Raw genomic sequence first — 22977 nt, 5'->3', positions numbered from 1 at the left:
TTGTGTCCAATGGACACAGGAAGAGATGCAATGGACGGGAATGATCTGAAAGAACTGCGCGAACTGGTCGAGTTTCTGAAGGCCAACGAGATTGCCGAATTCGACATGGAGCGCGCCGACCTGAAGGTGCGGCTGAAGTTTGCCGGAGACCCGGCGCCCGTGGCTGCCGCGCCGGCGGGATTCGACATGGCGCAGCTTGCGCGCCTGATGGCCTCCGCGCCCGCCCCGGCTGCTGCCGCTCCTGCTGCTGCTCCGGTGGCTGCCGCCGCTCCGGCTGCTCCTGCCGCGCCCGAGGTCAAGCACCACCAGGTGAAGTCGCCCATCGTGGGCACGTTCTACGAGTCGCCGTCGCCGGGTTCGCCCGCGTTCGTGAAGGTGGGCGATGTGGTCGAGGTCGGCCAGGTGCTGTGCATCGTCGAAGCGATGAAGCTGATGAACGAGATCGAATCCGACGTGGCGGGCGAGGTTGTCGAGCGCATCGCCAACAGCGGCCAGCCGGTGGAGTATGGACAGCCATTGTTCGCGATCAAGGCTCGGTAAGCTCAGGTTTGGCGCATCGAGGTTTTGCTGTTGCTTCTAGGTAGGTCAGGGCTTTAGCCCTGGCATTCGGATCGGGCAACGATGCGGGCTTTAGCCCCTGGGGTACGTTCTTTTCTTCGAACTGCGAGATGCTACCTCAGGGTTCCGTATAGAAAGTGCAGGCAGGAATGTTTCGTAAAGTATTGATCGCCAATCGGGGTGAGATTGCGCTGCGCGTCATCAGCGCGTGCAAGGAGCTGGGCATTCGGACGGTCGCGGTCTACAGCGAGGCCGACCGGAACTCGCTGCATGTGCGGTTTGCCGATGAGGCCATCTGCATTGGGCCGCCGCGCTCGGCGGACAGCTATCTGAATGTGCCGGCGGTGATCTCCGCCGCCGAGATCGCCGACGTGGACGCGATCCATCCGGGTTACGGCCTGTTGAGCGAGAACGCGAACTTTGCCGAGGTGTGCCGGGCGTCGAACATCAAGTTCATCGGACCCCCGCCTGAAGTCACGCGGATGATGGGCGAAAAGTCCACCGCGCGCCAGACGATGAAGAAGGCGAAGGTGCCGATCCTGCCGGGTTCGGACGGCATCATCGAGAGTCCTGAAGAGGCGCTCGAATGGGCGAAGAGCGTCGGGTACCCGGTCATCCTGAAGGCGGTGGCGGGCGGCGGCGGACGCGGCATGCGGATTTGCCGGTCGGCGCATGAGCTGCCGGCGCTCTATGAGCAGGCCTCGACCGAGGCGCGCAACGCCTTCGGCAACGGCGACCTGTACATGGAGAAGTTTATCGAGCGGCCGCGGCATATCGAGTTTCAGGTGCTGGCTGACGAGCACGGCAATGTGATGTGTCTGGGCGAGCGCGAGTGCTCCATCCAGCGTCGCCACCAGAAGCTGATCGAAGAGGCGCCGAGCCTGATGGTGACGCCGAAGCTCCGCGCGGAGCTGGGCAAGACCATCGAGCGCTCGCTGAAGGACATCGGCTACTGGAACGCCGGCACGATCGAGTTCCTGATGGACGAGGACGGCAAGATCTACTTCATCGAGATGAACACCCGCATCCAGGTCGAGCACTGCGTGACCGAGATGGTGACGGGCATCGACCTCGTGAAGGCGCAGTTGCGCATCGCGGCGGGCGAGAAGCTGAGCCAGATCATCACCGAGCCGGTGACGATTCGCGGGCACGCGATCGAGTGCCGCATCAACGCCGAGCACCCGGAGAAGTTCACGCCGAGCGCGGGCAAGATTACGGCGTTCAACCTGCCGGGCGGCAACGGCGTGCGCGTCGACACCGCGCAGTATGCCGAGGGTGTCGTGCCGCCGTACTACGACTCGCTGATTGCCAAGCTGATCTGTCACGGCAAGGACCGCGAAGAGTCGATGAACAAGATGCAGCGCGCGCTGTCGCAGTTTGTCGTCGAGGGGATTCACACGACGATCCCGCTGCACCAGAAGATCTTCGCCGATGCGGAGTTCCGGTCGGGCGCGTTCGATACGAAGTTCATGGAGCGGTTCTTCGAGCGGCAGGGGCAGAAGTAAATGCCTCTACCGCGTCTCTACGCGATTGTCGATGCCGAAGTAACGCGCAAGCGTGGCCGCAGCATCGCCGAGGTGGCCGAAGGTCTGCGCGCCGGTGGCGTGAAGCTGCTGCAATATCGCGACAAGACCGGCAGCGACAAGGAGTTTCTGCAAGCGGCGGAGACCATCTACAAGCGCTTCAATGGCTCCGGCGCGACGCTGCTGCTGAACGACCGCGTCGACCTGGTCCTGATCGCGGGGTGGGACGGCGTCCATGTCGGGCAGGGTGACATGCCGGTCGACGATGTGCGGATCGTCGTCTGCGACGGGCGGATGATCGGCGTCTCCACCCACACGGACGAGCAGGTCGTCGCGGCGGACAAGAGCCGCGCGGACTACATCGCTGTCGGCCCGGTCTTTGCGACGGGGACGAAGACCGACGCCGAACCGGTGATCGGGCTTGAGGGTGTGCGGCGGGCGCGGGCGCTGACATCCAAGCCGCTGGTCGCCATCGGCGGCATCACGCGGGAGAACGCCCGTTCGGTCATCGATGCCGGGGCTGATTCGGTCGCGGTGATCTCCGGTCTGTTTCCGAAGCTGACGGACGGGAACTCGTTCGAAAAGGTTGCGAGAGACTTTCTGGAGATTTTGCGATAGGTTGGTGGGACGTGAACAGTCCAACCACAAAAGCAAACGCAGGTCCTTCGACTTCGCTGCGCTCCGCTCAGGATGACAGTGTAGAGGCTTTGCGCTCCCCTCAGGACCACAGCTCGTCGGCAAGCGCGCCGCAGTTCGTCCAGGGGATGGGGCTGTTCTCGGCCACGGCCATCGTGATGGGATCGATGATCGGGTCGGGCATCTTCATCGTCTCGGCGGATATGTCGCGCGTGCTGGGTTCGCCGGCGCTGCTGATCGCGGCGTGGCTGGTGACGGCGGCGATGACGATCATCGGCGCGCTGAGCTATGGCGAACTGGCCGCGATGATGCCCAGGGCCGGCGGCCAGTACGTGTACTTGCGGGAGTCGCTTGGGCCGATCTGGGGATTTCTCTACGGCTGGACGCTCTTCCTGGTCATCCAGACCGGCACGATCGCGGCCGTGGGCGTGGCCTTCGGCAAGTTCCTCGGGGTCTTCTTTCCCAGCGTCAGCGCAGGGAACTGGATATGGCATGGGCCGGGGAATATCGGCCTTAATACGGCGAATCTCGTCGCCATCGTCGTCGTTACACTGCTGACCGTGGCGAATACCTTTGGTGTGAAGCTGGGCGCGGCGGTGCAGAACCTGTTCACGTCGGCGAAGGTGCTGGCGCTCGCTGCTGTCGTATCGGTCGGCTTGGTTGCTAAGAACGCAACTGCCATTGCCGCCAACTTCTCGGGTTCCAACCGTGTACCACTCAGCCCTTTGCCTCACGCCAACTTCTGGTTGCAAGGTATGGGACCTCATTCGATAAGCGTGGGAGCATTCTTTCCGGGTACCCATGATTCGACGACGCTCGTCTCGGCGATTACCGCAGTTGCGGTCGTTCAGGTCGGAAGTCTTTTCTCCTCCGACGCATGGAACAACGTAACCTTCACGGCGGGCGAGATTCGCAACCCCAAGCGCAACCTGCCGCTGTCGTTGGCGCTGGGAACGGGCGTCGTGCTGCTGCTCTATATCCTCTGTAACTTCGTCTACCTGAGCGTGCTGCCTCTCGCCGGGGATGCTCATGCGACGGACGTGGTGGGACGAGGAATCTCGTACGCAGCGCAGGATCGCGTCGCGACCGCGGTGATGGAGAAGGCCTTCGGCGGCATCGGCGCGAAGCTGATGGCGGGCGCCATTCTCATCTCTACCTTCGGTTGCGTGAACGGCATGCTGCTGGCCGGGGCGCGGGTCTACTATGCGATGAGCCGGGACGGGCTGTTTTTCAAAGCCACCGGCAAGCTGAGCGCGCGCGGCGTTCCGGTGAACTCGCTTTGGATTCAGTGGGGTTGGACGTGCCTGCTATGCCTGAGCGGCAGCTACGGCCAGTTGCTCGATTACGTCATCTTTGCGGTGCTGATCTTCTACATCCTGACCATCGTGGGCCTGTTCGTTCTGCGCCGTACACAGCCCGACGCGCCGCGTCCGTATAGGGCTTTCGGATATCCCGTCCTGCCTGCGCTTTATATCGTGATGGCGAGTTGGATTTCTGTTGTACTCTTGCGTTACAAACCTCAATACACGTGGCCGGGTCTGATTCTGGTCGTGCTGGGCGTGCCGGTGTACCTGGTGTGGTCGCGCAGCAAGCCTCGTGAGGCGTAAGTTGTTGTCTGGTTTGGATTTGATTGAGTAGGTCGGAGGATCTGGGAGCGCATGGCAAATCTTTTTGCGAAGAAATCGATGGATGTCTTGAAGGCGGAGGCCGCAGCCGAGGGCGCCGATACCCTTGAACGCGTACTTGGTCCGGTGCAGCTTACAGCGCTCGGCATCGGCGCGGTGATCGGTGCGGGCATCTTCGTGCTCAGCGGCCTGGGCGCGCAGACCGCCGGCCCCAGCCTGATGCTCTCGTTCGTGCTCAGCGGCCTCGGTTGCGCCTTTGCAGGCCTCTGCTATGCGGAGTTTGCGGCAATGATTCCTCTCGCCGGTTCGGCCTACACCTACGCCTACGCGACGCTGGGCGAGCTGATCGCCTGGATCATCGGCTGGGACCTGACGCTCGAGTACGCCATGGGCGCGAGCACGGTCAGCTCCGGCTGGTCGAATCACTTCGTCGAGTTCCTCAACATCTTCGGCATCCACTTTCCGCTCTGGCTGGCCTACGACCACTGGACGGGCCTGAAGCAGGCAACCGACACCGTGGCGCGCCACATGGCCGTGGCCGCGAATCCAAGCCTGGTTCCGGGGACACCGGCCTTTGGAGCGGCGCTGGACGCCATCAAGGCCTCGCCGACTCCGGAACTCATCTCTCAGGCGCACGCCCTTCTGCATGCCCCGACGATCGGCGGCGTGGAGATCGGCTTCAACCTGCCGGCGTTCATCATCGCGCTGCTAGTCACCTGGGTGCTCGTGGTCGGCATCAAGGAGAGCGCAAAGTTCAATGCGTCGATCGTCGCGCTGAAGGTCGGCGTGGTGCTTTTCGTGCTGGCGCTGGGGTCACACTATGTGAACAAGGCGAACTGGGGCACGGATTGGGCGACCTTCGCGCCGGCCGGCTTCGGCGGTATCGGACTGGCGGCTGGTCTGATTTTCTTCAGCTACATCGGCTTCGACGCGGTGTCGACGACGGCGCAGGAGGCGAAGAATCCGCAGCGCGACCTGCCGATCGGCATCATCGTATCGCTTTCGATCTGCACGCTCCTCTACATCGGCGTGGCGGCTGTGCTGACGGGAATGGTGCCGTGGCGTGAGGTCAACATCGAAGCGCCCATTGCGCGCGCCTTCCTCGACCATAACCTGGGCTGGGCGGCCAACATCATCACGGTGGGTGCGCTGGCCGGTCTGACGTCGGTCATGCTGGTCATGCTGCTGGGCCAGTCGCGTGTGCTGTATGCGATGGCCGCCGACGGTTTGCTGCCGAAGAAGTTCTTCGGCGAGATTCACCCGAAGTTCCGCACGCCTTGGAAGGCGACGATTCTGGCAGGCTTTCTGGCCGCGATCGTGGGCAGCGTGACGCCGATCGACGACATCGGCAAGATGGTGAACATCGGGACGCTGCTGGCCTTTGTGATCGTCTGCATCTCGATCATCGTGCTGCGGTACAAGGACCCGACGCGCGACCGGCCGTTCCGCACGCCGTTTGTGCCGCTGGTGCCCATTCTGGGCATCCTGTTCAATGGCTACATGATGTACAAGCTGGGCATCTGGAACTGGGTGCGGCTGATCGTCTGGCTCATTATCGGTCTGGTCGTCTACTTTAGCTACAGCCGCAAGAACAGCCGGGTGCAGATTCGCGAGTCGCTGGGTAGCGGCGAGTAACTCTCGGTTCGCTTCCAGCGAGGACGCCCAGCCATTGTGGCTGGGCGTTCATGTTTTGGAGAGAGAAAAGACGACGACCGGATTCAGCGGCCGGGCTGGATGGCGTGGCCGATGAGCAGCAGCAGCGGAGCGGGTCCAACGGAGGCCTCGGGTAGCCCGGCGACGGTGGTCGCGCAGACCTGCTCGTCCGGTGTGGTGGCCTTCGAGACGGCGACGCAGGGCGATTCGCCGGGGATGCCGGCGGCGATCAGGTCTGCCGAGAGCGCGGCGAAGTTGCGGCCGGGCATGTAGAGGACCAGCGTGGCCTCGGGCGGGAAGGCGCCGTGCCAGCTTGGGGTGAGGGAGAGCTTGCCCTCGGCGTGGTGGGCGGTGGCAAGGATGAGTTTGCTCGCGGCGGTGCGGTCGGTCAGGGGCGTCTGGAGCGATGCCGCGACCGCGAATGCCGTCGTGATGCCGGAGACGATCTCGAAAGGGACGCCGGCTTCGCGGAGCGCTGCCATCTCTTCGCCAGCGCGTCCGAAGACGAGCGGGTCGCCGGACTTCAGGCGTACAACCGACTGTCCGGCGCGTGCGTGGTGGAGCATCAGCTCGTGGATGCCGGCCTGCGTGATGCGCGGCTGGCCGCAGCGCTTGCCGACGGGGATGATTTCGGCGGTAGGGCTGGCGAGGTCGAGCACGGCGTCCGAAACGAGGTCGTCGGGCAAGACGACATCGGCGGTGGCGAGCAGACGTGCGGCGCGCAGCGTGATGAGGTTCGGGTCGCCAGGGCCTGCGCCGACGAGGTAGACGTGGCCGGGTTCGGCGGAGGGGTTCACTTCTGTTCCTCGATCGCGGGCAGGGGATTCGTTTTGGCATGCTGGCGTGCAAGCACGCGGCTGGGGCAGCCGTCGTAGCCGCAGACCTCGCGCTGGGCGAGCTGGTGGAGCAGCAGCTTGCGCTCTTCGTTCAACGGCTCCATCTGGGTGACCTCGCGGCGTAGGTTGCCGAGGTCGGTGAGCCAGTCGCCGGTGTCGAGCGGGAGCTGCGCGTTGATCTCCTTGCGCAGCCGCTGGGCGAGCGCAGGGCTGGCGCCGGCGGTCGAGATGGCGATCTGCAGGTCGCCGCGCCGGACGACGGAGGGGAAGTAGAAGTCGCAGAAAGGCGGGTCGTCGACCGCGTTGCAGATGATGTTCTTCGCCTGGGCTTCGAGATAGACAGCCCGGTTCACGGCGCCCACGTTCGTCGCAGTGACGACGAGGAAGAGGTCTTCGGCGACGTCTCCGGCGGTAAATTCACGCTGAATCCAGGTGATTTCGCCGGATGCAGCCATTTCGGCGATCCGTGGGCGGGCTTCCGGCGCGATCACGGTGACGTCGGCATGTGCCGCGCGCAGCGACTCGATCTTGGACTCGGCGAGATTGCCCGCGCCGACCACGAGGCAACGGCGGCCGGTGAGTTTCAGGAAGATGGGGAAGAGGTCCATACTGTCTTCAGTATAGGTTGCGCGGTCGCCGGATGGGTTCGTGAATCTAACCCGTCATGCCGCCTCTTCACCGGTCTCCGCTACCGGATGCCGATCTCCCGGCTCAATATTCGTAGTGTCCACGGTTGTACGGGCGCACGATGGCCGACCCTTGATACAGCTCCCACGGATTCTTCGTCGATACCCCGAAGATGAACGATTGGCCAGGAATATAACGCTGCCGGGTCTCGAAATTTTCAAACGCGATGCCGCCCGGCACCGGCTCATCCGAGTTCCAGTAGACGCGGCGCGCATTCACCCTTGCCCGGAGGTCCGGTTGCACCTCGTAACCCGGTATCCGCCAGTACTGCGTCAGCTTCGGCAATGTGTACGGCCAGTGGGCGGTCGCGTTGCCGGGGCTCGCGCCCGGATCGGCCTCGTCCGATGTGGCATAGACCACGGCGTCCCCGTCGTTATTGCGCAGCAGTTGGGGGAGCGGATAACTTCCACCCTCGACAAAGCGATTGCCCATGTAGTCGCCAAAGAGCTGCCAACTGCTTTCCACGCTCCCGTTTAGCCAGAGCAGACGCAGCCGTTCGTAGTTACCCATGGTCGCGCTCACCCCGATCTCTTGAAGCGGCGGGCTGTCTTTCTCCGCGAAGACGGAGAGCCGCACCTCATCGCGTTGGTCGCTGTCGATGGAGGCAATCAGGTACACATGCGCTCCGTTGATCGTAAACCGCTCGATGTCGATGCGAACCGACAGGCGCTCGACGGTGCCGCGGCCTACATGGATGGTTTCGAGCTTCCCCTTGTAGGCATCGGGCCCGCCGCCGCCGTCGACCCACAGCCTCTTGCCCTGCTGGCCAGGATCGAGCTCGCTCATCTCCAGTTCACTGAACGCCGCGCGGTTATAGCGATTGCCGGCGCCGGCAACGATCGGTTCTACCGCGATGAAGTTCAGCAGCTCGTTCTGAAGATCGCCTTTGCTCCAGGGACCGACACGGATGAGTCCGCGCGGTCCACGGATGCCTCCGGGAGACGGAAGGCCGAAGACGACGCCATCTCGCCGCCCCCAGATGAGCGGCGCGTCCGGACTGGCCGGGCGTATCCAGGGGGATTCCTGTGGGGACTCCTGCGCCAGCACACCTGCTCCCGAAACGAAGGCGATGCAACACCGCGCGAGGAAAAACAGCATTAGAGCGCTCACGCACGGCAGACGACCGGAACGGAAGGAGATCATTAAGCTCATCCCTAAATTGGACTGACAGCGATGTCAGTCTAGCCTGTCAGCCATCGCTCCGGCAAGAAGCCCACGCCGTCCTTTGCATCGCGGAGTGAGCTTCGTGCATTGTGTTACGCGTCCGCCACGCGGCGACCGCCAGCGGGCGGGGCATCGCGCTCGACAGGGGCAATGATCTCGCCGGCGAGGTGCGTGCGGAGTTGCTCGTCGGTCGTGCGGGCAAAGTAGGCGCGGAGGTCTTCTTCCGGCTCGCGCAGGGCGAGGTAGCCGCGCAGCATGCGTTCGATCGCCTCGGGGCAGTCCTCGGCGGCGGCGCGGTAGCCGATCTGCCGGGCGATGCCGGCGTACTTGCCGACCGAGCCGCCGACGCAGAAGTAGAAGGCGTCGACCATCTTGCCGTCCTTCTTGATCTTCTTGCCCTCGAGGCCGATATCGGCGATCCAGCTCTGGCCGCAAGAGTTAGTGCAGCCGGTGACATGCAGGCGAATCTGCTGGTCGAAGGCCGGCAGCCGCTCCTCCATCTCAGCGACGAGCCACTTGGTGAAGGCCTTGGTCTCGGAGATGGCGAGCTTGCAGAACTCGGTGCCGGTGCAGGCGACTGCGCCGCGCCAGAAGGTCGAGGCCTCGACGGTCAGGTCGAGCGCGATCAGCTCGGCGATCAGCTCGCGCACGCTCTCGTTGCGGATGTTGACCAGCAGGATGTTCTGCATGATCGAGGTGCGGAGGTGGCCGTCGCCGTACTTCTCGGCCAGGTCGGCAAGCGCGACGAGCTGATCGCCGGAGAGGCGCCCGCGCAGGACGCTGGCGCCGACGGACGATAGCCCGGGCTGCTTCTGCGGGTTGACGCCGACGTGGTCGCGGTAGATGTCGGCCGGAACGGCGTCCTCGCTGACGGGCGAGGGATCGAGCTTATAGCCGAGCTTCTCCTCGATGGCGGCCAGCATGGACTCAGCGGTCCAACCGTGCTTCATGAAGAGGTACTTGATGCGGGCGTGGGTGCGGCTCTCGCGCAGCGCGGTCTGCTCGCGGAAGATCGTGACGACGGCGGTGACGACGGCGAGCGCCTTCTCCTGGGGGATGAACGCCGGGATGCGCACTGCGATATGCGGCTCGGACGAGAGGCCGCCGCCGACGCGGAGGGTATAGCCGATCTCATCGCCGCGTTTGATTGCCGTGAGGGCGAGGTCGTTGATCTCCGGGTACGAGCACCAGAGCGGGCAGCCGGTGATGGAGATTTTGAACTTGCGCGGCAGGTTGTAGAACTCCGGGTTCGCGGTGAGGAAGCGCGCCACCTCGGTGGCAAGCGGGCTTGCGTCGATCAACTCGTGCTGATCGAGTCCGGCGAGCGGGCAGCCGGTGACGTTGCGGACGACGTCGCCGCAGGCGCCCTTGGGGGAGAGCCCGACCTCGGTGAGCGCATCGGTCACTTCGACCAGGTCGGAGATGGTGAGCCAGTGGAGCTGGATCGCCTGGCGAGTGGTGATGTCGGACAGGTTGCGCGCGAACTTCTGCGTGAGCTGCCCGATGGTGCGGAGCTGGTGCGAGGTCAGCAGGCCGTTCGGGATGCCGATGCGCATCATGAAGAACTCGGTCGTGACGCCTTCGCCGCCCTTGCCGCCGGTCACGCCGACGCCGTCGCCCTGGGTGTAGATGCCCCACCACTTGAAGTAGAGATTCGCCCAGGCAGGGTCGACGGTGTCGCGGCCGCCCTTGGCGTACTCGCGCACGTCGTTCCAGTTCTCCCACGGGTTCTTCAGGAGCTTGAGACGCTCGGACTTCTGGGCTTTGGTTTCCTTCAGGGGCGTTGCGGCGGGGGTGGCGACTGCGTCGGGCATCGGTGTTCCTTCTTCAGGGTCGGCTTGCAGAAAAGCCCACGTTCTGGACGTGGGCGCTCGAATCGGACTTTGCGTAAAAGGCGTTTAGAGCAAAGAGGACGGCGCCGCGGTCTGGCGACAACAGGGACAGACGTGGGCGGTGGGAATCATCTCTATCAGGGTACGGGGTTGGGGGAGTTGGGTCAAGGCTGGGACGCTGCCGGGAGTGATGCGGCCTTGGCCTCGGTGGCCTCTTCGAGTGTGATGCTGTGTTCGGCCAGCATTTTTTCAAGGATCACGCTGCGGCGTGCCAGCGCCCGATCAGGATGTCTGAAGGGCGAGAGTCGATTTGGAGACTGGACGAGGCCGACCAGCAGCGTACGCGCAGGTAGATCGAGCTCGTCGGGAGGTTCGTCGAAGTAAAAATGCGAGGCTTGAGCGATTCCGACCTGCCCATCTCCGAAATAGGCGCAGTTGAGGTAGATCGCCTGTCTCTGCTGCTTGGAATAGCTTGCCGCAATCGCGAACGATAGAAGCATCTCGTCGAAGTTTCGCCGGAGATTCTTATGGTCGGAGCAAAGCATCCCGCGCGCGATGCTGCTAGCGTAATGGCCCGACCTGCGTGGCGATGTGGAGAACACTTGCAGCAGCTCGCTCGTCTCATCTTCCGCAGGGCCTTCTGCTGCGGTCAAGGCAGGGAAGAACGGGGTGAGAGCAGCGGTTGGCATTACGACGAACTGGTCCTGAGTGCATGACGAAGTTGCAGTAACGGTCGTAGCGTGATCTGGCAGGAAGACGTTCAGAGACCCAGTCGACGGTAGGCTATGCATCTCAATCGCTGCCGCGAAAGCGAGGATGAGAAACGGAGTCGTTAGCAAGCATCCTGTGAACAAAAGGAGGATGCGTGTTCGGCGTCCGCTTGGGTGGGTGACAGCCAGTGCCGTCATCCGCCCCATACTCTGGAAAGAACCAGCTCAAAGCCGCGAACAGGTCCAGTGCCTTGTACGGAGGTGGGGTCTTCGTGAATCTCGGGTTGTTCGTTCGGGCGGTAGACCTCGATGACTTTACGCTGCGGATCGATAAGCCATGCGAGTTCGACGCCATTGTCCAGCCACGTCCGCATCTTGGATTGAAGCTCCGAAAGGCGGTCGCTTTCCGAGCGCAATTCGATGATGAACTCAGGTGTGATCCGGCCGAACACCTTCCGCTCTTCCGGGGGTAGTGCGTTCCAGCGGCTCCAGGAAACCCAGGCGGCATCCGGGCTGCGCATCGAGCTATCCGGCAGCGTGAATCCTCCATTGGAGTCGAAGACTTTGCCACGGCCGTCTGTACGCGCCCAGAAAATGAGTTCGGCGATAATTTCGGAGTTCCAACTGCTTCCTTCGAGCCCGCTTGGCGACATCACGATAAGCTCTCCATTGGCGTCCCGCTCAACCCGCAATATGTCGTTTTCGCTGCAAAAGCGCATCAACTCCTCGTCCGTCAACGGACGCTCAAAGCGCAGACGCACCGGGAACTCCGTTTCACTAAGAGAGATGTTCATGCGGGTAGTTTACTCCAGCTTTACGGACAGCGATGCCCGCGCTTGGTTAGTTCTTCCACCGTCTCCCGATTCGGATTCGACCGGCAAAGGGCTTCCACGGCGTCCTGCCGGTCGTGGGGCGAGCGGTCGATCAGGTCCAGCAGGAAGGGCGCGGCCTCCGGCTGACGCGTTAGCGCGATGGCCGACAGCAGAGCGCTGCGGAACCACTGGTTCGTGCGCGCGGTCTTGTCGAAGGTAGCGCGGAGTATGGCGAAGGCCTCGGGCGTGCGGGTCTCGGCGATGGCGATGGCGGCCTCGGCGGAGGCATCGTCGCCCAGCGCGAGGAACCGTGCGGCCCACGGGATCGCCTGCGGGCCTTCGAGCCGCAGCACGCCGGAGTAGCAGGCGCCGAGAAGCTCCGGTTCGTCGGACGCCAGCTCCGCGCGCAGGCGCAGCAGCAGCGCGGCGGAGTCCGAGCCCACCTGCTCGATGGCGCGCGCGGCGTTCACTCGCACGGTGAGAACCTTATCGGCGATAAGCTCGGTGAACCAGAGGAGGAGCTGGTGGCTACGCACCTCGCGGCACTGGACCAGCGCCAGCGCGCATGTGCCGCGGAGGGCGCCGGCGGTATCGGACGGTCCGCCCCAGGTTGGCTCAAGCTGAATGTGGCGCATGCCGGCGAGGAATAGCTCGGCGTCCTGAAACTCGAACTCGGCGAGGGTCTTGGCGATGTCGTTCTTCGCCCAGCACTGCGGGTCGGATTTCGCGGCGTCCTGCAGAAAGCGGTGGAAGGCCTCGGCCAGCGCTCCGCTAAGCGAGCGCAGGTTTTGCAGCGCGGTCAGGCGCGCGGCCTTGGCGACGAGGAAGTTGTTCCGTTGCCCAAGCGCCTTGCGCAGTCCGGGTTCCGCGGCCTCGGGCGTCAGATGGCGCAGTGCGTCCAGCGCCTCGGATTGAGCTTCAAATCCCTTGCTGGCCGCCATGCGACGCTACTCCGGGTGCGTGAGCGAGACCTGGTGCCGCACGTCCGATCCGCGAACCCAGAAGATGACATCCTCGGCGATGTTGGTCGCGTGGTCGGCCGCGCGTTCGAGATTGCGGCTGATGATGATGGCGTTCAGGCTCTGCTCCGCGACCAGCGGATGCTGCTGCATCACCGCGACCAGTTCGGCCTGCACGGCGCGGTTCATCTCGTCGATCTCTTCGTCCATTGCCAGCACCGATTCGGCCAGCTTCGCGTCGGCTTCGAGCAGCGCCTGCACGGCGCGGCGGATCATCACCCCGACCTTCGCTCCCATCGTTCTGATATCGACCGGCAGCGAGATCTGCGGGTAGTTGGCCATCGCGGCGGCGCGTTGCGCGATGTTGGCGGCCTGGTCGCCGATGCGTTCCAGGTCGCCGTTGATCTTGATCACCGACAGGATGAAGCGCAGGTCGATGGCCATGGGCTGCTCCTTGGCGAGCAGGTCGTGAGCCATCTCGTCGACCGAGGTCTCGGCGGCGTTGATCGCGGCCTCCACCTCGCGTACGTGGTTGCAGAGGCCTTCATCGTTCGTCAGGTAGGCCTCGAGCGAGAACTCGAGCGACTGCTGCGAGAGCGCGGCCATGGCGAGGAGCTTGTCCTTGAGGGCGACGAGTTGTTGCTGAAAGTTGATACGGGGCACTCGGGAGTCTCCTTACCTGAAGTTTCTATTGTGACGCACGTTGTGTGAATGGTGAGTTACATTTCGCTATTGATAGAGCAGGTACTTCCGGCGGCGGGCGTCGAACTCTTTCAAAGCGGGACTCCAGCTTGCGGCGATGGCGCGAGGATCGTCACCGCGTTCGATGGCGGCGAGCGTCGAGGCGCTGCACAGAATCGTCTGCGCCTTGGCAAGCTGGAACTCCGCGGGATAGAGCCGATGCAGCGCGGAGAGCAGCTCGATGCCGAACTCGGGCGCTTCGAAGGCTTTGCGGTCGGCGACCTCGAAGTGAACGCCGGGGATCGTCTGGCCGTGGCTGGGGTACTTGTTGGCGTCTTCGGCGACGGTCAGGGTGGTCGGGGTCACCCGGACGCCGGGGATATTTCTACCATTCAGGTAGTCGGCCAGCTCCTTCGATTGGATCCACGGGGCGCCGATGTGCTCGAAGGGTGTGTCGGTTCCTCGGCCTATGGAGATGTTCGTGGTCTCGGCAAGGCCGATGCCTGGGTAGAGAACGGCGGCGCGGGCGGACTTGAGATTCGGGCTGGGGTTGACCCAGGCAAGATGGGTGTCTCCGAAGAATTCGGCGTGGGACCAGTCTCGCATGGGAACGACGGTGACGGTCGCCTGCGATGCGATCTCCCCCTGGACGAACTTCGCCAGTTCGCCAAGCGTCATGGCGGGGGTGCTGGGCTCGACCATGTAATTCACGTAGGCCTCAAGCCCCGGATCGCTGATGGGTCCGTCGGCCGCGAGCGATGCGGTCAGCGTAGGCCGGTCGAGAACGATGATCTCGAGATCGTGGCCGTTCTTCTTCGCTGCGGCTGAGGCTTCGACGAAGTAGCCGACGATGCTCTCGTAGGTGTAGAAGCGGACGCCCGCGTCCTGCAGGTCGATGACGATGGCGTCGAGGTTGGCGAGGTCGGTTTGCTTCGGCCGCTTGTCCGATGGCTTTGGACCGTAGAGATTCAGGACCGGCAGGCGAGTGACGGCATCTTCCTCAGCCTTCAGGTGCTCCGTGTCCTGCTTGCCGAAGAGGCCGTGCTCGGGGGTGAACAGGGCTTTGAGCTGGATGGGCGCCGGCGCGTGGGCGAGGATGTCGACGGTGCGCCTGCCGTGGGAGTCGAGGCCGGTCTGGTTGGTGAGGAGGCCGATGCGGAGATGACCGTCGTGGCGCTTGGCGGCTTCTTTCAGCTCAACGAAGTTGGTTTGTTCGAGGACGTCGATGCCGGTGAGGGTCGCTGCTCCGGAAACCCACGTCTCAGAGGCGAGACGTGGGGCGTCCGGCTGTATCTCGCCGGAATCGGCTGTGACGATTACGTCATCGCAGATCGTTGAAACAGGGCAGGCGTGGATCGCCTTTGCCGCAGCCGTCGCGACCTGTCCGCGCAGAACCGAGATTGGTGCGCCGCCGCGTGGGTGGATGGCGTTCGCGAGCAGAATGACGTAGGTGTCGGTGGTCGGATCGATCCAGAGGCTGGTGCCGGTAAAGCCGGTATGGCCGAAGCTGCCGGGGTGGCCTTTGGTCGTGATGGGAAAGACCTCACCGCGCGGGCGGGAAAAGGCTGAGTTCAGATCCCAGCCGAGGCCGCGCGAGGCTGGCCCAGTAGTGGGCTTGCCGTCAGCGGTGAAGATGGTCGCGGTCTTGACGGCGGTGGAGGGCTCGTTCGGGCTGGTGGCGAGCTTCAGCGTAGATTGCTTGAGCGGAAACGGGCCTTTGTCGAAGAGCAGCTTGTCGAGCAGCGCCTGTGCGAACTTCGCGGTATCGGCCGCGGTGGAGAAGACTCCCGCATGGCCGGCGACCCCGCCCATGCGCCGTGTGGTGGGGTCGTGGACCGTGCCGCGCAGCAAGTGGTCGAAGAGAGGGTTGGTGGCGCTGGAGCCTTCATTGTCGTGTGCGGTAGGAGATGTACGTGGGTTTTTCTCCAGGGCCAAACGGATTAGGGCTGAATTTGCGCTCGAACTGCAACGTTGAGGCGGTCCTAAACGAGGGTCGGAATGTCCGTAGGGAGGAGGCTCCCAACTATAACTGGGGGAGCAGTAGCCGAAGATGGGGTGATACATCGTTTCCGCCATCTCCAACGGTTTGAAAACATGCTCCTTGGCGTAACTGTTGAGAGTCTCGCCGCTGATGGATTCAACCAATGCGCCGAGGGTGATGAAGTTGATGTCGGAGTATTTGAAGGTCACGCCTGCTGGCCCGTAGGGAACGGAGGCCATGGCGCGGCGGATGCCTTCGGCCTTGTCCGGCGTCGTGAGACCCCAGTCGTCCTTCAGGTCCACGTCCTCCGGCAGGCCGGAGTAGTGTGTCATCAGCTCGCGGACGGTGATCCTGTCCTTGCCGTTCTGGGCGAAGGCGGGCAGGTACTTCGCGACCGGTGCGTCGAGGTCGATCTTGCCCTGCTCGTAGAGTTGCAGGACGGCGACGGTGGTCGAAAGGACCTTGCTCAGCGAGGCCATGTCGAAGATCGTGTCTTCGGTCATGGGCTCGATGGACGGCTCAAGGGCGCGGTTGCCGTAGGCCCGTTCGAAGACGATGCTGCCGCCGTGGCCGATGACGACGACCGCGCCGGGCAGCTTCTTTTCCGCGATGGCCCTTTGGATGAGGGCGGAGACGGGGGTGAAGTCTGGGGCGATTCCAGAAGCAGGTCCTTCGGCTTCGCTCAGGATGACAGGTTTTTCGGCGCGTCCGAACGGCGTTGCCAGGAGCAGGATGAGCGCGGCGGCTGTGGCCTTGTTCAGCGATTGCTTGCGGAAGATGAGGCTGGCCAGGCTGCCCAGTGCGAAGGTGACCGACGAGCCGATGAGGACGAACCACGTAAACGCAATGTGAGGAATGGCGATGCCTCCGATCTGGCGGATGGGCGTGATGCTCGGCAGCCACAGGATGAAGTTCGTCGTGAAGCCGAAGACCATGCCTGCGATGGCGCCGGTCTGTGTGGCGTAGCGGGTCAGCGTGCCGAGCAGGAAGACGCCCAGCAGCGCGCCGTACGCGACGGACGCGATGGAGAGGCCGGTCTCGACGACATGGCCCTTGCCGCCGTGCTGGATCGAGTAGACCGCGATGGCGAAGAGTACGACGGCCCAGAAGACGGTCGCCGTGCGCGAGATCAGCGTGCGTTCGGCGCCGTCGGCCTGCGGCCTCAGGTGCATGTAGAAGTCGACGACGGTCGTGCTGGCGAGCGAGTTTAGCGCGGCCGACAGGTTCGACATCGCCGCGGCCAGAATCGCCGCGACCAGCAGCCCGGCGACGCCGTGCGGCATCTGCTGCACGATGAAGCTGGGGAAGATGCGGTCGCTCGACGCGAAGACCTGTGGGTGCAGACCGTAGAAGACGAACAGTCCGGCGCCGATCAGCAGGAATAGTGTGAATTGGAAGAAGATGACCACGCCGCTCGACAGCAAAGCGATACGCGACTCGCGCAGGTTGCGTGCGGCGAGCATGCGTTGGACCATCAACTGATCGGTCCCGTGGCTCGCCATGGTCAGGAAGCTGCCGCCCAGCAGTCCTGCCCAGAAGGTGTAGTTCTGCGTGAGGTTCAGGCTGAAATCGAGCATGTGGAACTTGTGCAGCGGCGCGGCGACCGCGTGGATCTGCGTCCAGCCGCCGGGGATGTGCGCGCCCAGGGTGAAGAGCGCGACGACCGTCCCGGCCACGTACAGGCCCATTTGGACCACGTCGGTCCAGATGACCGCCGCCATGCCGCCTTCGAAGGTATAAAGCAGCGTCAGCGCGGAGATGATGGCGATCGAAAGCGTGTCTCCCGTGCCGATCGCGATGCCGACGACGATGGAGATGGCGAAGACGCGTACACCCTCCGCCGCCGCGCGCGTGATGAGAAACAGCCCGGCGGTCACCTTGTGCAGCGTGTGGCCGAAGCGCTGGTCGATGAGCTGGTAGGCGGTGAGCATCTCCCCGCGGAAGTAGCGCGGCAGGAAGAGCAGCGCTACCAGCACGCGTCCGACCATATAACCAAGGACGACTTGCAGGAAGCCGAAGTCGCCCCCAAAGGCGACGCCGGGGATCGACACGATGGTCAGGGTGCTGGTCTCGGCCGAGACGATCGAAAGCGCGATGGCCCACCAGGGGATCGTGTTGCCGGCCAGGAAGTAGGTCTTCAGCGACCTGTCCTGCTTGCCCGCCTTCTTCGAAAAGCGCAGACCGAAGACCGTGATCGCGACCAGGTACGCGGCGACCAGCGCGAGGTCAACCGGGGCGAGCCGGGTGGGCGGGGCGATCCAGGTGGAAAGAAGCGCGAGACCGAGCGTGGAAATGCTGCTGGGCAAAGGGGCAATCTCCGAGGTGTTGACTCATCATAAACGGCGTTGAGCGTGGTGGGAGATGCTGGTCGGACCAATCGTGTGCCGCTTGGATTACACTGCTTGCGCTGACGAAAGACGAGGCGCAAGGGAATGGCGAAGCAGTTGGAACGGCGTGGATTTTTGAAGCTGGCTGCGGCCGGCGTGGCGGCTGTGCCTTTGGCATCGGCGATGGACGGTCTGGCGATGGGCAAGATTCCGCCCGTACCCGCCGCGAAACCGACTCCGACGCTGAGCCTGAGCGTGCGGGACTACGGAGCGGTGGGCGACGGCGTGGCGAAGGATACGGCGGCGATCCAGCAGACGATCGATCGCGTCTCGGTCTTCGGCGGCGGCGAGGTGGTGGTTCCGGCGGGGACGTACCTGATCGGCGGCATCGCGTTGCGGTCCAGGGTCCTGCTGCGGCTGGAGAAGGACGCCGTGCTGATGGGCTCGGCGGAGTTTGCCGACTACCCGGTCGCGCAGGTGCGCTGGGAGGGCCGCTGGATTCAGGGCCATCTTGGACTCATCCACGCCATCGATGCGGTCGACACGGGCATCGTCGGGCCGGGCAAGATCATGGGCAATCACGCGCTGGGCGGGCGTCCGACGAAGGAGCAGCCGCTGCGTCATCCTTGCCTGGTCGAGCCGATCAACTGCCAGCGGCTCCGTTTCGAGGACTTCTCGACCGACTACTTTCGCATGTGGTCGATGCATCCGACGAACTGCGAGGACCTGACGTTCCGGAACCTGACGATCCGCTCGACCGGAGGCAATGGCGACGGGATCGACGTGGACTCATGCCGGCGGGTGAAGATCGACAGATGTGATATCGCGACCGGCGACGACTGCATCTCGGTCAAGAGCGGGCGCGGCGCGGAGGGCTTCACGCTGCTGCGGACGAGCGAGGATATCGAGATCACGAACTGCACCTTCGCGGACTCGATCTTTGCCTGCATCGGCATTGGGAGCGAGACCTCGGGCGGCATACGCAATGTGCGAATCGCGCATTGCACCTTCACCTCGGCCGCGACGCACGCGATCTATATCAAGAGCCGGCCGGGTCGCGGGGCGTTCATCGAAGACATCACGGTCGACGACGTGACCGCGGCAGGGATGAAGCTGGGCTTCCTGCGCTTCAACCTGCTGAACAGCGGGATTCAGGACGAGTATGCCGTCGGCGGCCCGGTGGGAATCCCCACGGCGAAGAACTTCAAGTTCAGCAATATCAAGGTGACGGAGTGTCCCGTGCTGGTCGACGGCACGGCGATTCACCCCTCGAAGCCTCTGGAGGGATTTGTCTTCGAGCACGTGTCTGGCGTCTGCGCGAAGGGAATCTCGCTGGCGAATGTGCACGGTGCGGTGATTCGTGATGTGACGGTGCAGGTCTCGGACGGGCCGTTGCTGAGTGTCTCGAATGTGACCGGGATGGGGCTGAAGGATGCGGTGAAGGTGGATCCGCCGAAGCCGACGCCGGATGTGCCGGTGGCTGAGTATCGGCTGCATTGAGGCAATGACAACAGCAGATTCCCTGCGGGAATGAAAAACAATAGGAGCTTTTTCCTTTCTTGCCTGTCATCCTCGCAGAGGATCTGCTTCTGTCTTATCGATTGACTAATTGCCCGTGCAGGTACGTCGCCTCCAGCGCACCCTCCGCCGAGTAGACATTGAAGTGCGCCGGATTGCCGGGCTGGATCGATCCGACCCTTGAGCCGATGCCGAGCATCGCCGCTGGGTGGTGGCTCGCGCAGCGCGTGGCCTCGTCGAGCGATGCGCCGGTGAAGCGTCGCAGGTTCGTCACGGCGCGGTCGAGCGTCAGGACCGAACCGGCCAGCGTCTCCGGATTCGAGACCAGCGAGCAGCGGCCGCCGTGGACGTTCACCGCAAGCGAACCCAGCTTGTAGACGCCGTCGGGCATGCCCGTGGCGGCCATGCCGTCGGTGACGAGGATGGCCTTTTCGGCCTTCAGGCGCAGCCACATCCGCACCAGCGCGGGATCGACGTGGATGCCGTCGCAGATCAGCTCCGCGTAGACCTCCTGACGATCCAGGACAGTCCCGAGGACGCCGGGCTCGCGATTCTCGATAGGGCGCATGGCGTTGAAGGCGTGTGTCGCGGAGGTCGCGCCGGCCTCGATGGCGGCGAGCGTCTCGGCGGCGGTGGCGTTGGTGTGGCCCATGCTGATGCGGACGCCCTGCGCGGTCGCGTGCGCGATCATCTCGTTCGCGCCGGCGATCTCGGGCGCGAGCGTGACGAGCTTGATGTGTCCGCGCGCGGCCTGCTGGAAGCGCTCGAAGAGTTCGACCGACGGCTGCTGAAGCAATTCCGAGGGGTGGACGCCGCGGCGGACGTGGGAGAGGAACGGACCTTCGAGGTGGATGCCCAGCGGTGTCGCCTGGTCGCCGGGCGTGGGCGATTCGATCAGCGTGGCGAGGCGGTTCAGCGCGGAGAGCGTATCGTCGATGGTCGCGGTGACGGTCGTGGGAAGGTAGTGCGCGACGCCGCGCGTGGCGAGGAAGAGCTGGATCGCGCTCAGCCCGGCAGGCGAGGCGTCCATGACGTCCTGGCCTGCCGCGCCGTGGATGTGGATGTCGAAGAAGCCTGCGGTAAGCGTCTTGTCGCTGCGGATGCTGGCGTCGGTCGAGATGTCGGCGATGCGGCCGTCGTCGTCGATGGTGATGGCGGGGTATTCGATCGTGCCGACGGAGGTGACAAGGGTGCGTGCAGTAAGGGTGGTCATGTTCGCCTACAGTGTACGTCCGTGACGCGGTTAGCGTGTGGGCGCGGGGATGCCAAGCTCTGACGCGGTGGGCAGTGTCTTCGAGTCGGCCCACTGGCGCTGTGCCACACGCACCTTGTCCATGCGGCCGATCCACAGGGCGACCGTCGCGTCGTAGTGCTCGAGAACCGGACGCAGGCCGGAGGGGCGATTCGAGGCAAGCCATGCGGACTCGAAGAGATCGCGGAGTTGGCTGTAGCCGTAGGTGAGGTCCTGAATGCGGCCGTTGACGCCGTTGATGTCCGAAAGCTCGCGAGATACGGTGCGCTTCAGCTTCGGATCGGTGGAGTTCGAGGCGAGATAGGCGCGCGAGTAGCCAGCGGCCATCTCGTCCGCAAGCTGGAACTTGAGAGCGAGGAAGTCGATGCGGCGCGCGCCCAGCTCCATGGCGTCGATCGCGTCGGGCTCGCGGAGGTTCGAGGTCGCCGCGCCGTAAACACTGGCATCGTAGAACGTTCCCGGAGCCGAGGTCGCGAGGGGTGGATGGTGGCCGCTCGCGGCCTTCGCCTGCGCAATCAGGACGAGCGCGTTTTCGGCGTCGAGGCGCACCGCGCTCGCGAGCGGCCGCAGCTTCGCGGCCATCGTCTGCCCGTCCTTCGACCACGGATCGACCCAGAAGAGACCGTCCGTACCCTCGGTGTTACCGATGATCTTCGCGTCGTGCAGCAGCGCCATGGCGTCGGTCAGCTTCATCTGCGCCTGGTCGATCAGGCCCGTGCGGTCGCCGTGGAAGACCTCGCCGAAGCTCTGCTGGAAGGCCGGGATGGAGCTCTGGCCGGGCTGCCAGGCCGCGGCCGCGCCAAAGAGCACGCCGTACCAGTTCATATTCACGAGGGATTCGCCGTCGTCGTTCCACTCGGTGTTGAGCTGGCCGGTGGCGCCAAGGCGCTGGCCGTCGTATGTGAACTGCTGAATGTCTTCGAGCGCCATCTGCTGGTTGGGGTAGACCTGCCGGTAGTTGTTGACGGCTGGCGCGACCCATGTCTCGAAGCCTGCGTCGCGGAACGGATGGAGCGCCTTCTCGAACGCCCGCGGATTCTTCGCGTCGTAGGTGTAGCCCCAGGCCACGGCGACGGTCTGGTCCTTGAAGCTCTGCGGCATGGCTTTGAGCAGCGCGGGCGAGTCCTGGGCGACGTCTCCCCAGAAGAGGATGCGGCGGTTCAGAGGCTTGAGCGTGTTGACGATGTTATCGAGAAAGTCGAGGTAGACGGCAGCCAGCCCGCGCGCGTCCACGGCCGGCTTGGTCTGGCCGATGCCGAGGTCGATGGTTTCATCCGCCCCAATGTGCAGGAACGGGCCGGGGTAGAGGCCGGCGAGTTCGGTGAACATCTGGCCGATGACCTTGAGCGAGCCGGGCTGGCCTGGCGCGAAGACGGCGCCGTGCGGCGTCTCGGCGATGGGCGCGTAGGTCTCCCAGATCAGGTCGTGGCGTAGATGGCCGAAGGCCTCCTGCTCGGGCACGATGGTGACGTGATATTGCCGGGCGAAGGTCACGAGCGCTCGCGCATCCTCGGCCGAGATGCTGCCGCCCGGAGGCGCGGGCAGGGGATTCGATGCGTACTGCTGGGTGTGCTCGAAGTATGGACTATAAAGGTTGACCTTATAGGCCGCGAGCGTGCGAATGAGCTTCTTCTGGAACTCGAGCGTGGGTACAGGGCCACGCGAGATGTCGTCGTGGTAGCCGCGATACTTCATCGCCGGCCAGTCGCGGATGGCAACCGGATGGATCGCGGCCTGAGCGCCGTCGCCGGTGATGAGCTGCTTGACCGTCTGGACGCCGTAGAAGAGGCCTTCGGCCGTGACGGCGGTGACGGTCAGGGCGGCGCTTGTAGCGGAGATGGTGTAGCCCTCGGGCCTCATCTCGGCCGTAAAGTTGGCGTCCGGCCTCCGGACGAGCTGGATGGTGTATGCGTTGCCCGAAAGGGTCGGGATGTTGCGCGCGCTCAGCTCCTTGCTCAGGTCGTCGGCGGCGAACTTATCGTCCGCGCCTTCGGCGGTCTGACAGGTGGCGCAGGCGATGTGGACGCCCAGCGGCAGCGTCACGCTGGCCGCGACGCCCGGAGCGGTATGCAGCTCGCGGGGAATCGGAATCAGCTTCGGCGCCTGGCTCGGCGTTTGAGCCTGCAGATGGACGGCGGGCAGAGCCAGCAGGGCAGACAGGACGACGGCTTGGGCGCGGGGCGACAACATAGTCCAAGACTAACCCGCAAGCTGTTTGAAACG

At 64.1% G+C, this 22977-nt stretch carries 17 protein-coding genes; 6 read left to right on the top strand and 11 right to left on the bottom strand.

Annotation, left to right across the window (positions count from 1 at the left end):
- The first annotated feature begins 30 nt into the window (after positions 1 to 30).
- From accB to CHB87_RS08530, 5 genes are all read left to right on the top strand, one after another.
- A complete protein-coding gene (gene accB, locus CHB87_RS08550; RefSeq protein WP_089407979.1) occupies positions 31 to 540 on the top strand; it encodes an acetyl-CoA carboxylase biotin carboxyl carrier protein in 510 nt (169 codons plus the stop codon).
- A gap of 167 nt (positions 541 to 707) precedes the next feature.
- The gene (gene accC, locus CHB87_RS08545) at positions 708 to 2063 is read left to right on the top strand and encodes an acetyl-CoA carboxylase biotin carboxylase subunit (RefSeq protein ID WP_089407978.1); all 1356 of its coding nucleotides are present in this window, start codon (positions 708 to 710) and stop codon (positions 2061 to 2063) included.
- Entirely contained in the window at positions 2064 to 2699 is a 636-nt protein-coding gene (thiE, locus tag CHB87_RS08540; RefSeq protein ID WP_089407977.1) for a thiamine phosphate synthase, read from the top strand.
- 146 nt (positions 2700 to 2845) lie between these two features.
- On the top strand, positions 2846 to 4324 hold the full coding sequence (locus tag CHB87_RS08535; protein WP_089407976.1) for an APC family permease: 1479 nt from the start codon (positions 2846 to 2848) through the stop codon (positions 4322 to 4324).
- A gap of 51 nt (positions 4325 to 4375) precedes the next feature.
- Positions 4376 to 5977 (top strand): amino acid permease, encoded by a 1602-nt coding sequence (locus CHB87_RS08530; RefSeq protein WP_089407975.1) that lies wholly within the window; start codon positions 4376 to 4378, stop codon positions 5975 to 5977.
- An 83-nt stretch (positions 5978 to 6060) separates the two neighbouring features.
- Here CHB87_RS08530 and cobA read toward each other — a convergent pair whose 3' ends face one another.
- The 9 genes from cobA to CHB87_RS08485 all read right to left on the bottom strand — a co-directional run bounded on the left by cobA (position 6061) and on the right by CHB87_RS08485 (position 17963).
- Positions 6061 to 6792 (bottom strand): uroporphyrinogen-III C-methyltransferase, encoded by a 732-nt coding sequence (gene cobA / locus CHB87_RS08525; RefSeq protein WP_089407974.1) that lies wholly within the window; start codon positions 6790 to 6792, stop codon positions 6061 to 6063.
- Positions 6789 to 7439: a precorrin-2 dehydrogenase/sirohydrochlorin ferrochelatase family protein gene (locus tag CHB87_RS08520; RefSeq protein WP_089407973.1), complete on the bottom strand. Its 651-nt coding sequence runs from the start codon at positions 7437 to 7439 to the stop codon at positions 6789 to 6791. Before CHB87_RS08520 ends, cobA begins: the two co-directional genes overlap by 4 nt.
- Positions 7440 to 7542: 103 nt before the next feature.
- Entirely contained in the window at positions 7543 to 8616 is a 1074-nt protein-coding gene (locus CHB87_RS08515) for a hypothetical protein (protein WP_089407972.1), read from the bottom strand.
- 158 nt (positions 8617 to 8774) lie between these two features.
- The gene (locus CHB87_RS08510) at positions 8775 to 10496 is read right to left on the bottom strand and encodes a nitrite/sulfite reductase (RefSeq protein WP_089407971.1); all 1722 of its coding nucleotides are present in this window, start codon (positions 10494 to 10496) and stop codon (positions 8775 to 8777) included.
- Positions 10497 to 10678: 182 nt separating this feature from the next.
- Complete coding sequence (locus CHB87_RS08505) at positions 10679 to 11203, bottom strand: transglycosylase domain-containing protein (protein ID WP_176441664.1); 525 nt, start codon at positions 11201 to 11203, stop codon at positions 10679 to 10681.
- A gap of 215 nt (positions 11204 to 11418) precedes the next feature.
- On the bottom strand, positions 11419 to 12018 hold the full coding sequence (locus tag CHB87_RS08500; protein ID WP_089407969.1) for a Uma2 family endonuclease: 600 nt from the start codon (positions 12016 to 12018) through the stop codon (positions 11419 to 11421).
- A gap of 20 nt (positions 12019 to 12038) precedes the next feature.
- Positions 12039 to 12977 carry a hypothetical protein gene (locus CHB87_RS08495; protein ID WP_089407968.1) on the bottom strand — a complete coding sequence of 313 codons (939 nt, stop codon included), beginning with the start codon at positions 12975 to 12977 and terminating at the stop codon, positions 12039 to 12041.
- A 6-nt stretch (positions 12978 to 12983) separates the two neighbouring features.
- Positions 12984 to 13658 carry a phosphate signaling complex protein PhoU gene (phoU, locus tag CHB87_RS08490; protein WP_089407967.1) on the bottom strand — a complete coding sequence of 225 codons (675 nt, stop codon included), beginning with the start codon at positions 13656 to 13658 and terminating at the stop codon, positions 12984 to 12986.
- Positions 13659 to 13724: 66 nt separating this feature from the next.
- On the bottom strand, positions 13725 to 17963 hold the full coding sequence (locus CHB87_RS08485) for a sodium:solute symporter family transporter (protein ID WP_089407966.1): 4239 nt from the start codon (positions 17961 to 17963) through the stop codon (positions 13725 to 13727).
- 126 nt (positions 17964 to 18089) lie between these two features.
- On the opposite strand from CHB87_RS08485, the gene CHB87_RS08480 reads away from it, so the two are divergent.
- On the top strand, positions 18090 to 19484 hold the full coding sequence (locus CHB87_RS08480) for a glycoside hydrolase family 28 protein (protein ID WP_089407965.1): 1395 nt from the start codon (positions 18090 to 18092) through the stop codon (positions 19482 to 19484).
- Positions 19485 to 19578: 94 nt separating this feature from the next.
- On the opposite strand, the gene nagA is transcribed toward CHB87_RS08480, so the two are convergent.
- Both nagA and CHB87_RS08470 read right to left on the bottom strand, forming a co-directional pair.
- Complete coding sequence (gene nagA, locus CHB87_RS08475; RefSeq protein WP_089407964.1) at positions 19579 to 20715, bottom strand: N-acetylglucosamine-6-phosphate deacetylase; 1137 nt, start codon at positions 20713 to 20715, stop codon at positions 19579 to 19581.
- A gap of 30 nt (positions 20716 to 20745) precedes the next feature.
- Positions 20746 to 22944 carry a glycoside hydrolase family 20 zincin-like fold domain-containing protein gene (locus tag CHB87_RS08470; protein WP_089407963.1) on the bottom strand — a complete coding sequence of 733 codons (2199 nt, stop codon included), beginning with the start codon at positions 22942 to 22944 and terminating at the stop codon, positions 20746 to 20748.
- Positions 22945 to 22977: the final 33 nt, after the last annotated feature.

The sequence above is a fragment of the Granulicella rosea genome (assembly GCF_900188085.1).
GTDB lineage: Bacteria > Acidobacteriota > Terriglobia > Terriglobales > Acidobacteriaceae > Edaphobacter > Edaphobacter rosea.
This window is presented reverse-complemented; position numbering and strand designations above follow the sequence as displayed.

Excerpts from the sequence above, each read along its gene's own strand:
- accB (WP_089407979.1), top strand. The coding sequence starts at position 31 with ATGGACGGGAATGATCTGAAAGAACTGCGCGAACTGGTCGAGTTTCTG.
- accC (WP_089407978.1), top strand. The coding sequence starts at position 708 with ATGTTTCGTAAAGTATTGATCGCCAATCGGGGTGAGATTGCGCTGCGC.
- thiE (WP_089407977.1), top strand. The coding sequence starts at position 2,064 with ATGCCTCTACCGCGTCTCTACGCGATTGTCGATGCCGAAGTAACGCGC.
- CHB87_RS08535 (WP_089407976.1), top strand. The coding sequence starts at position 2,846 with ATGGGGCTGTTCTCGGCCACGGCCATCGTGATGGGATCGATGATCGGG.
- CHB87_RS08530 (WP_089407975.1), top strand. The coding sequence starts at position 4,376 with ATGGCAAATCTTTTTGCGAAGAAATCGATGGATGTCTTGAAGGCGGAG.
- CHB87_RS08520 (WP_089407973.1), bottom strand. The coding sequence starts at position 7,439 with ATGGACCTCTTCCCCATCTTCCTGAAACTCACCGGCCGCCGTTGCCTC.
- CHB87_RS08515 (WP_089407972.1), bottom strand. The coding sequence starts at position 8,616 with ATGCTGTTTTTCCTCGCGCGGTGTTGCATCGCCTTCGTTTCGGGAGCA.
- CHB87_RS08510 (WP_089407971.1), bottom strand. The coding sequence starts at position 10,496 with ATGCCCGACGCAGTCGCCACCCCCGCCGCAACGCCCCTGAAGGAAACC.
- CHB87_RS08505 (WP_176441664.1), bottom strand. The coding sequence starts at position 11,203 with ATGCCAACCGCTGCTCTCACCCCGTTCTTCCCTGCCTTGACCGCAGCA.
- CHB87_RS08500 (WP_089407969.1), bottom strand. The coding sequence starts at position 12,018 with ATGAACATCTCTCTTAGTGAAACGGAGTTCCCGGTGCGTCTGCGCTTT.
- CHB87_RS08495 (WP_089407968.1), bottom strand. The coding sequence starts at position 12,977 with ATGGCGGCCAGCAAGGGATTTGAAGCTCAATCCGAGGCGCTGGACGCA.
- CHB87_RS08480 (WP_089407965.1), top strand. The coding sequence starts at position 18,090 with ATGGCGAAGCAGTTGGAACGGCGTGGATTTTTGAAGCTGGCTGCGGCC.
- nagA (WP_089407964.1), bottom strand. The coding sequence starts at position 20,715 with ATGACCACCCTTACTGCACGCACCCTTGTCACCTCCGTCGGCACGATC.
- CHB87_RS08470 (WP_089407963.1), bottom strand. The coding sequence starts at position 22,944 with ATGTTGTCGCCCCGCGCCCAAGCCGTCGTCCTGTCTGCCCTGCTGGCT.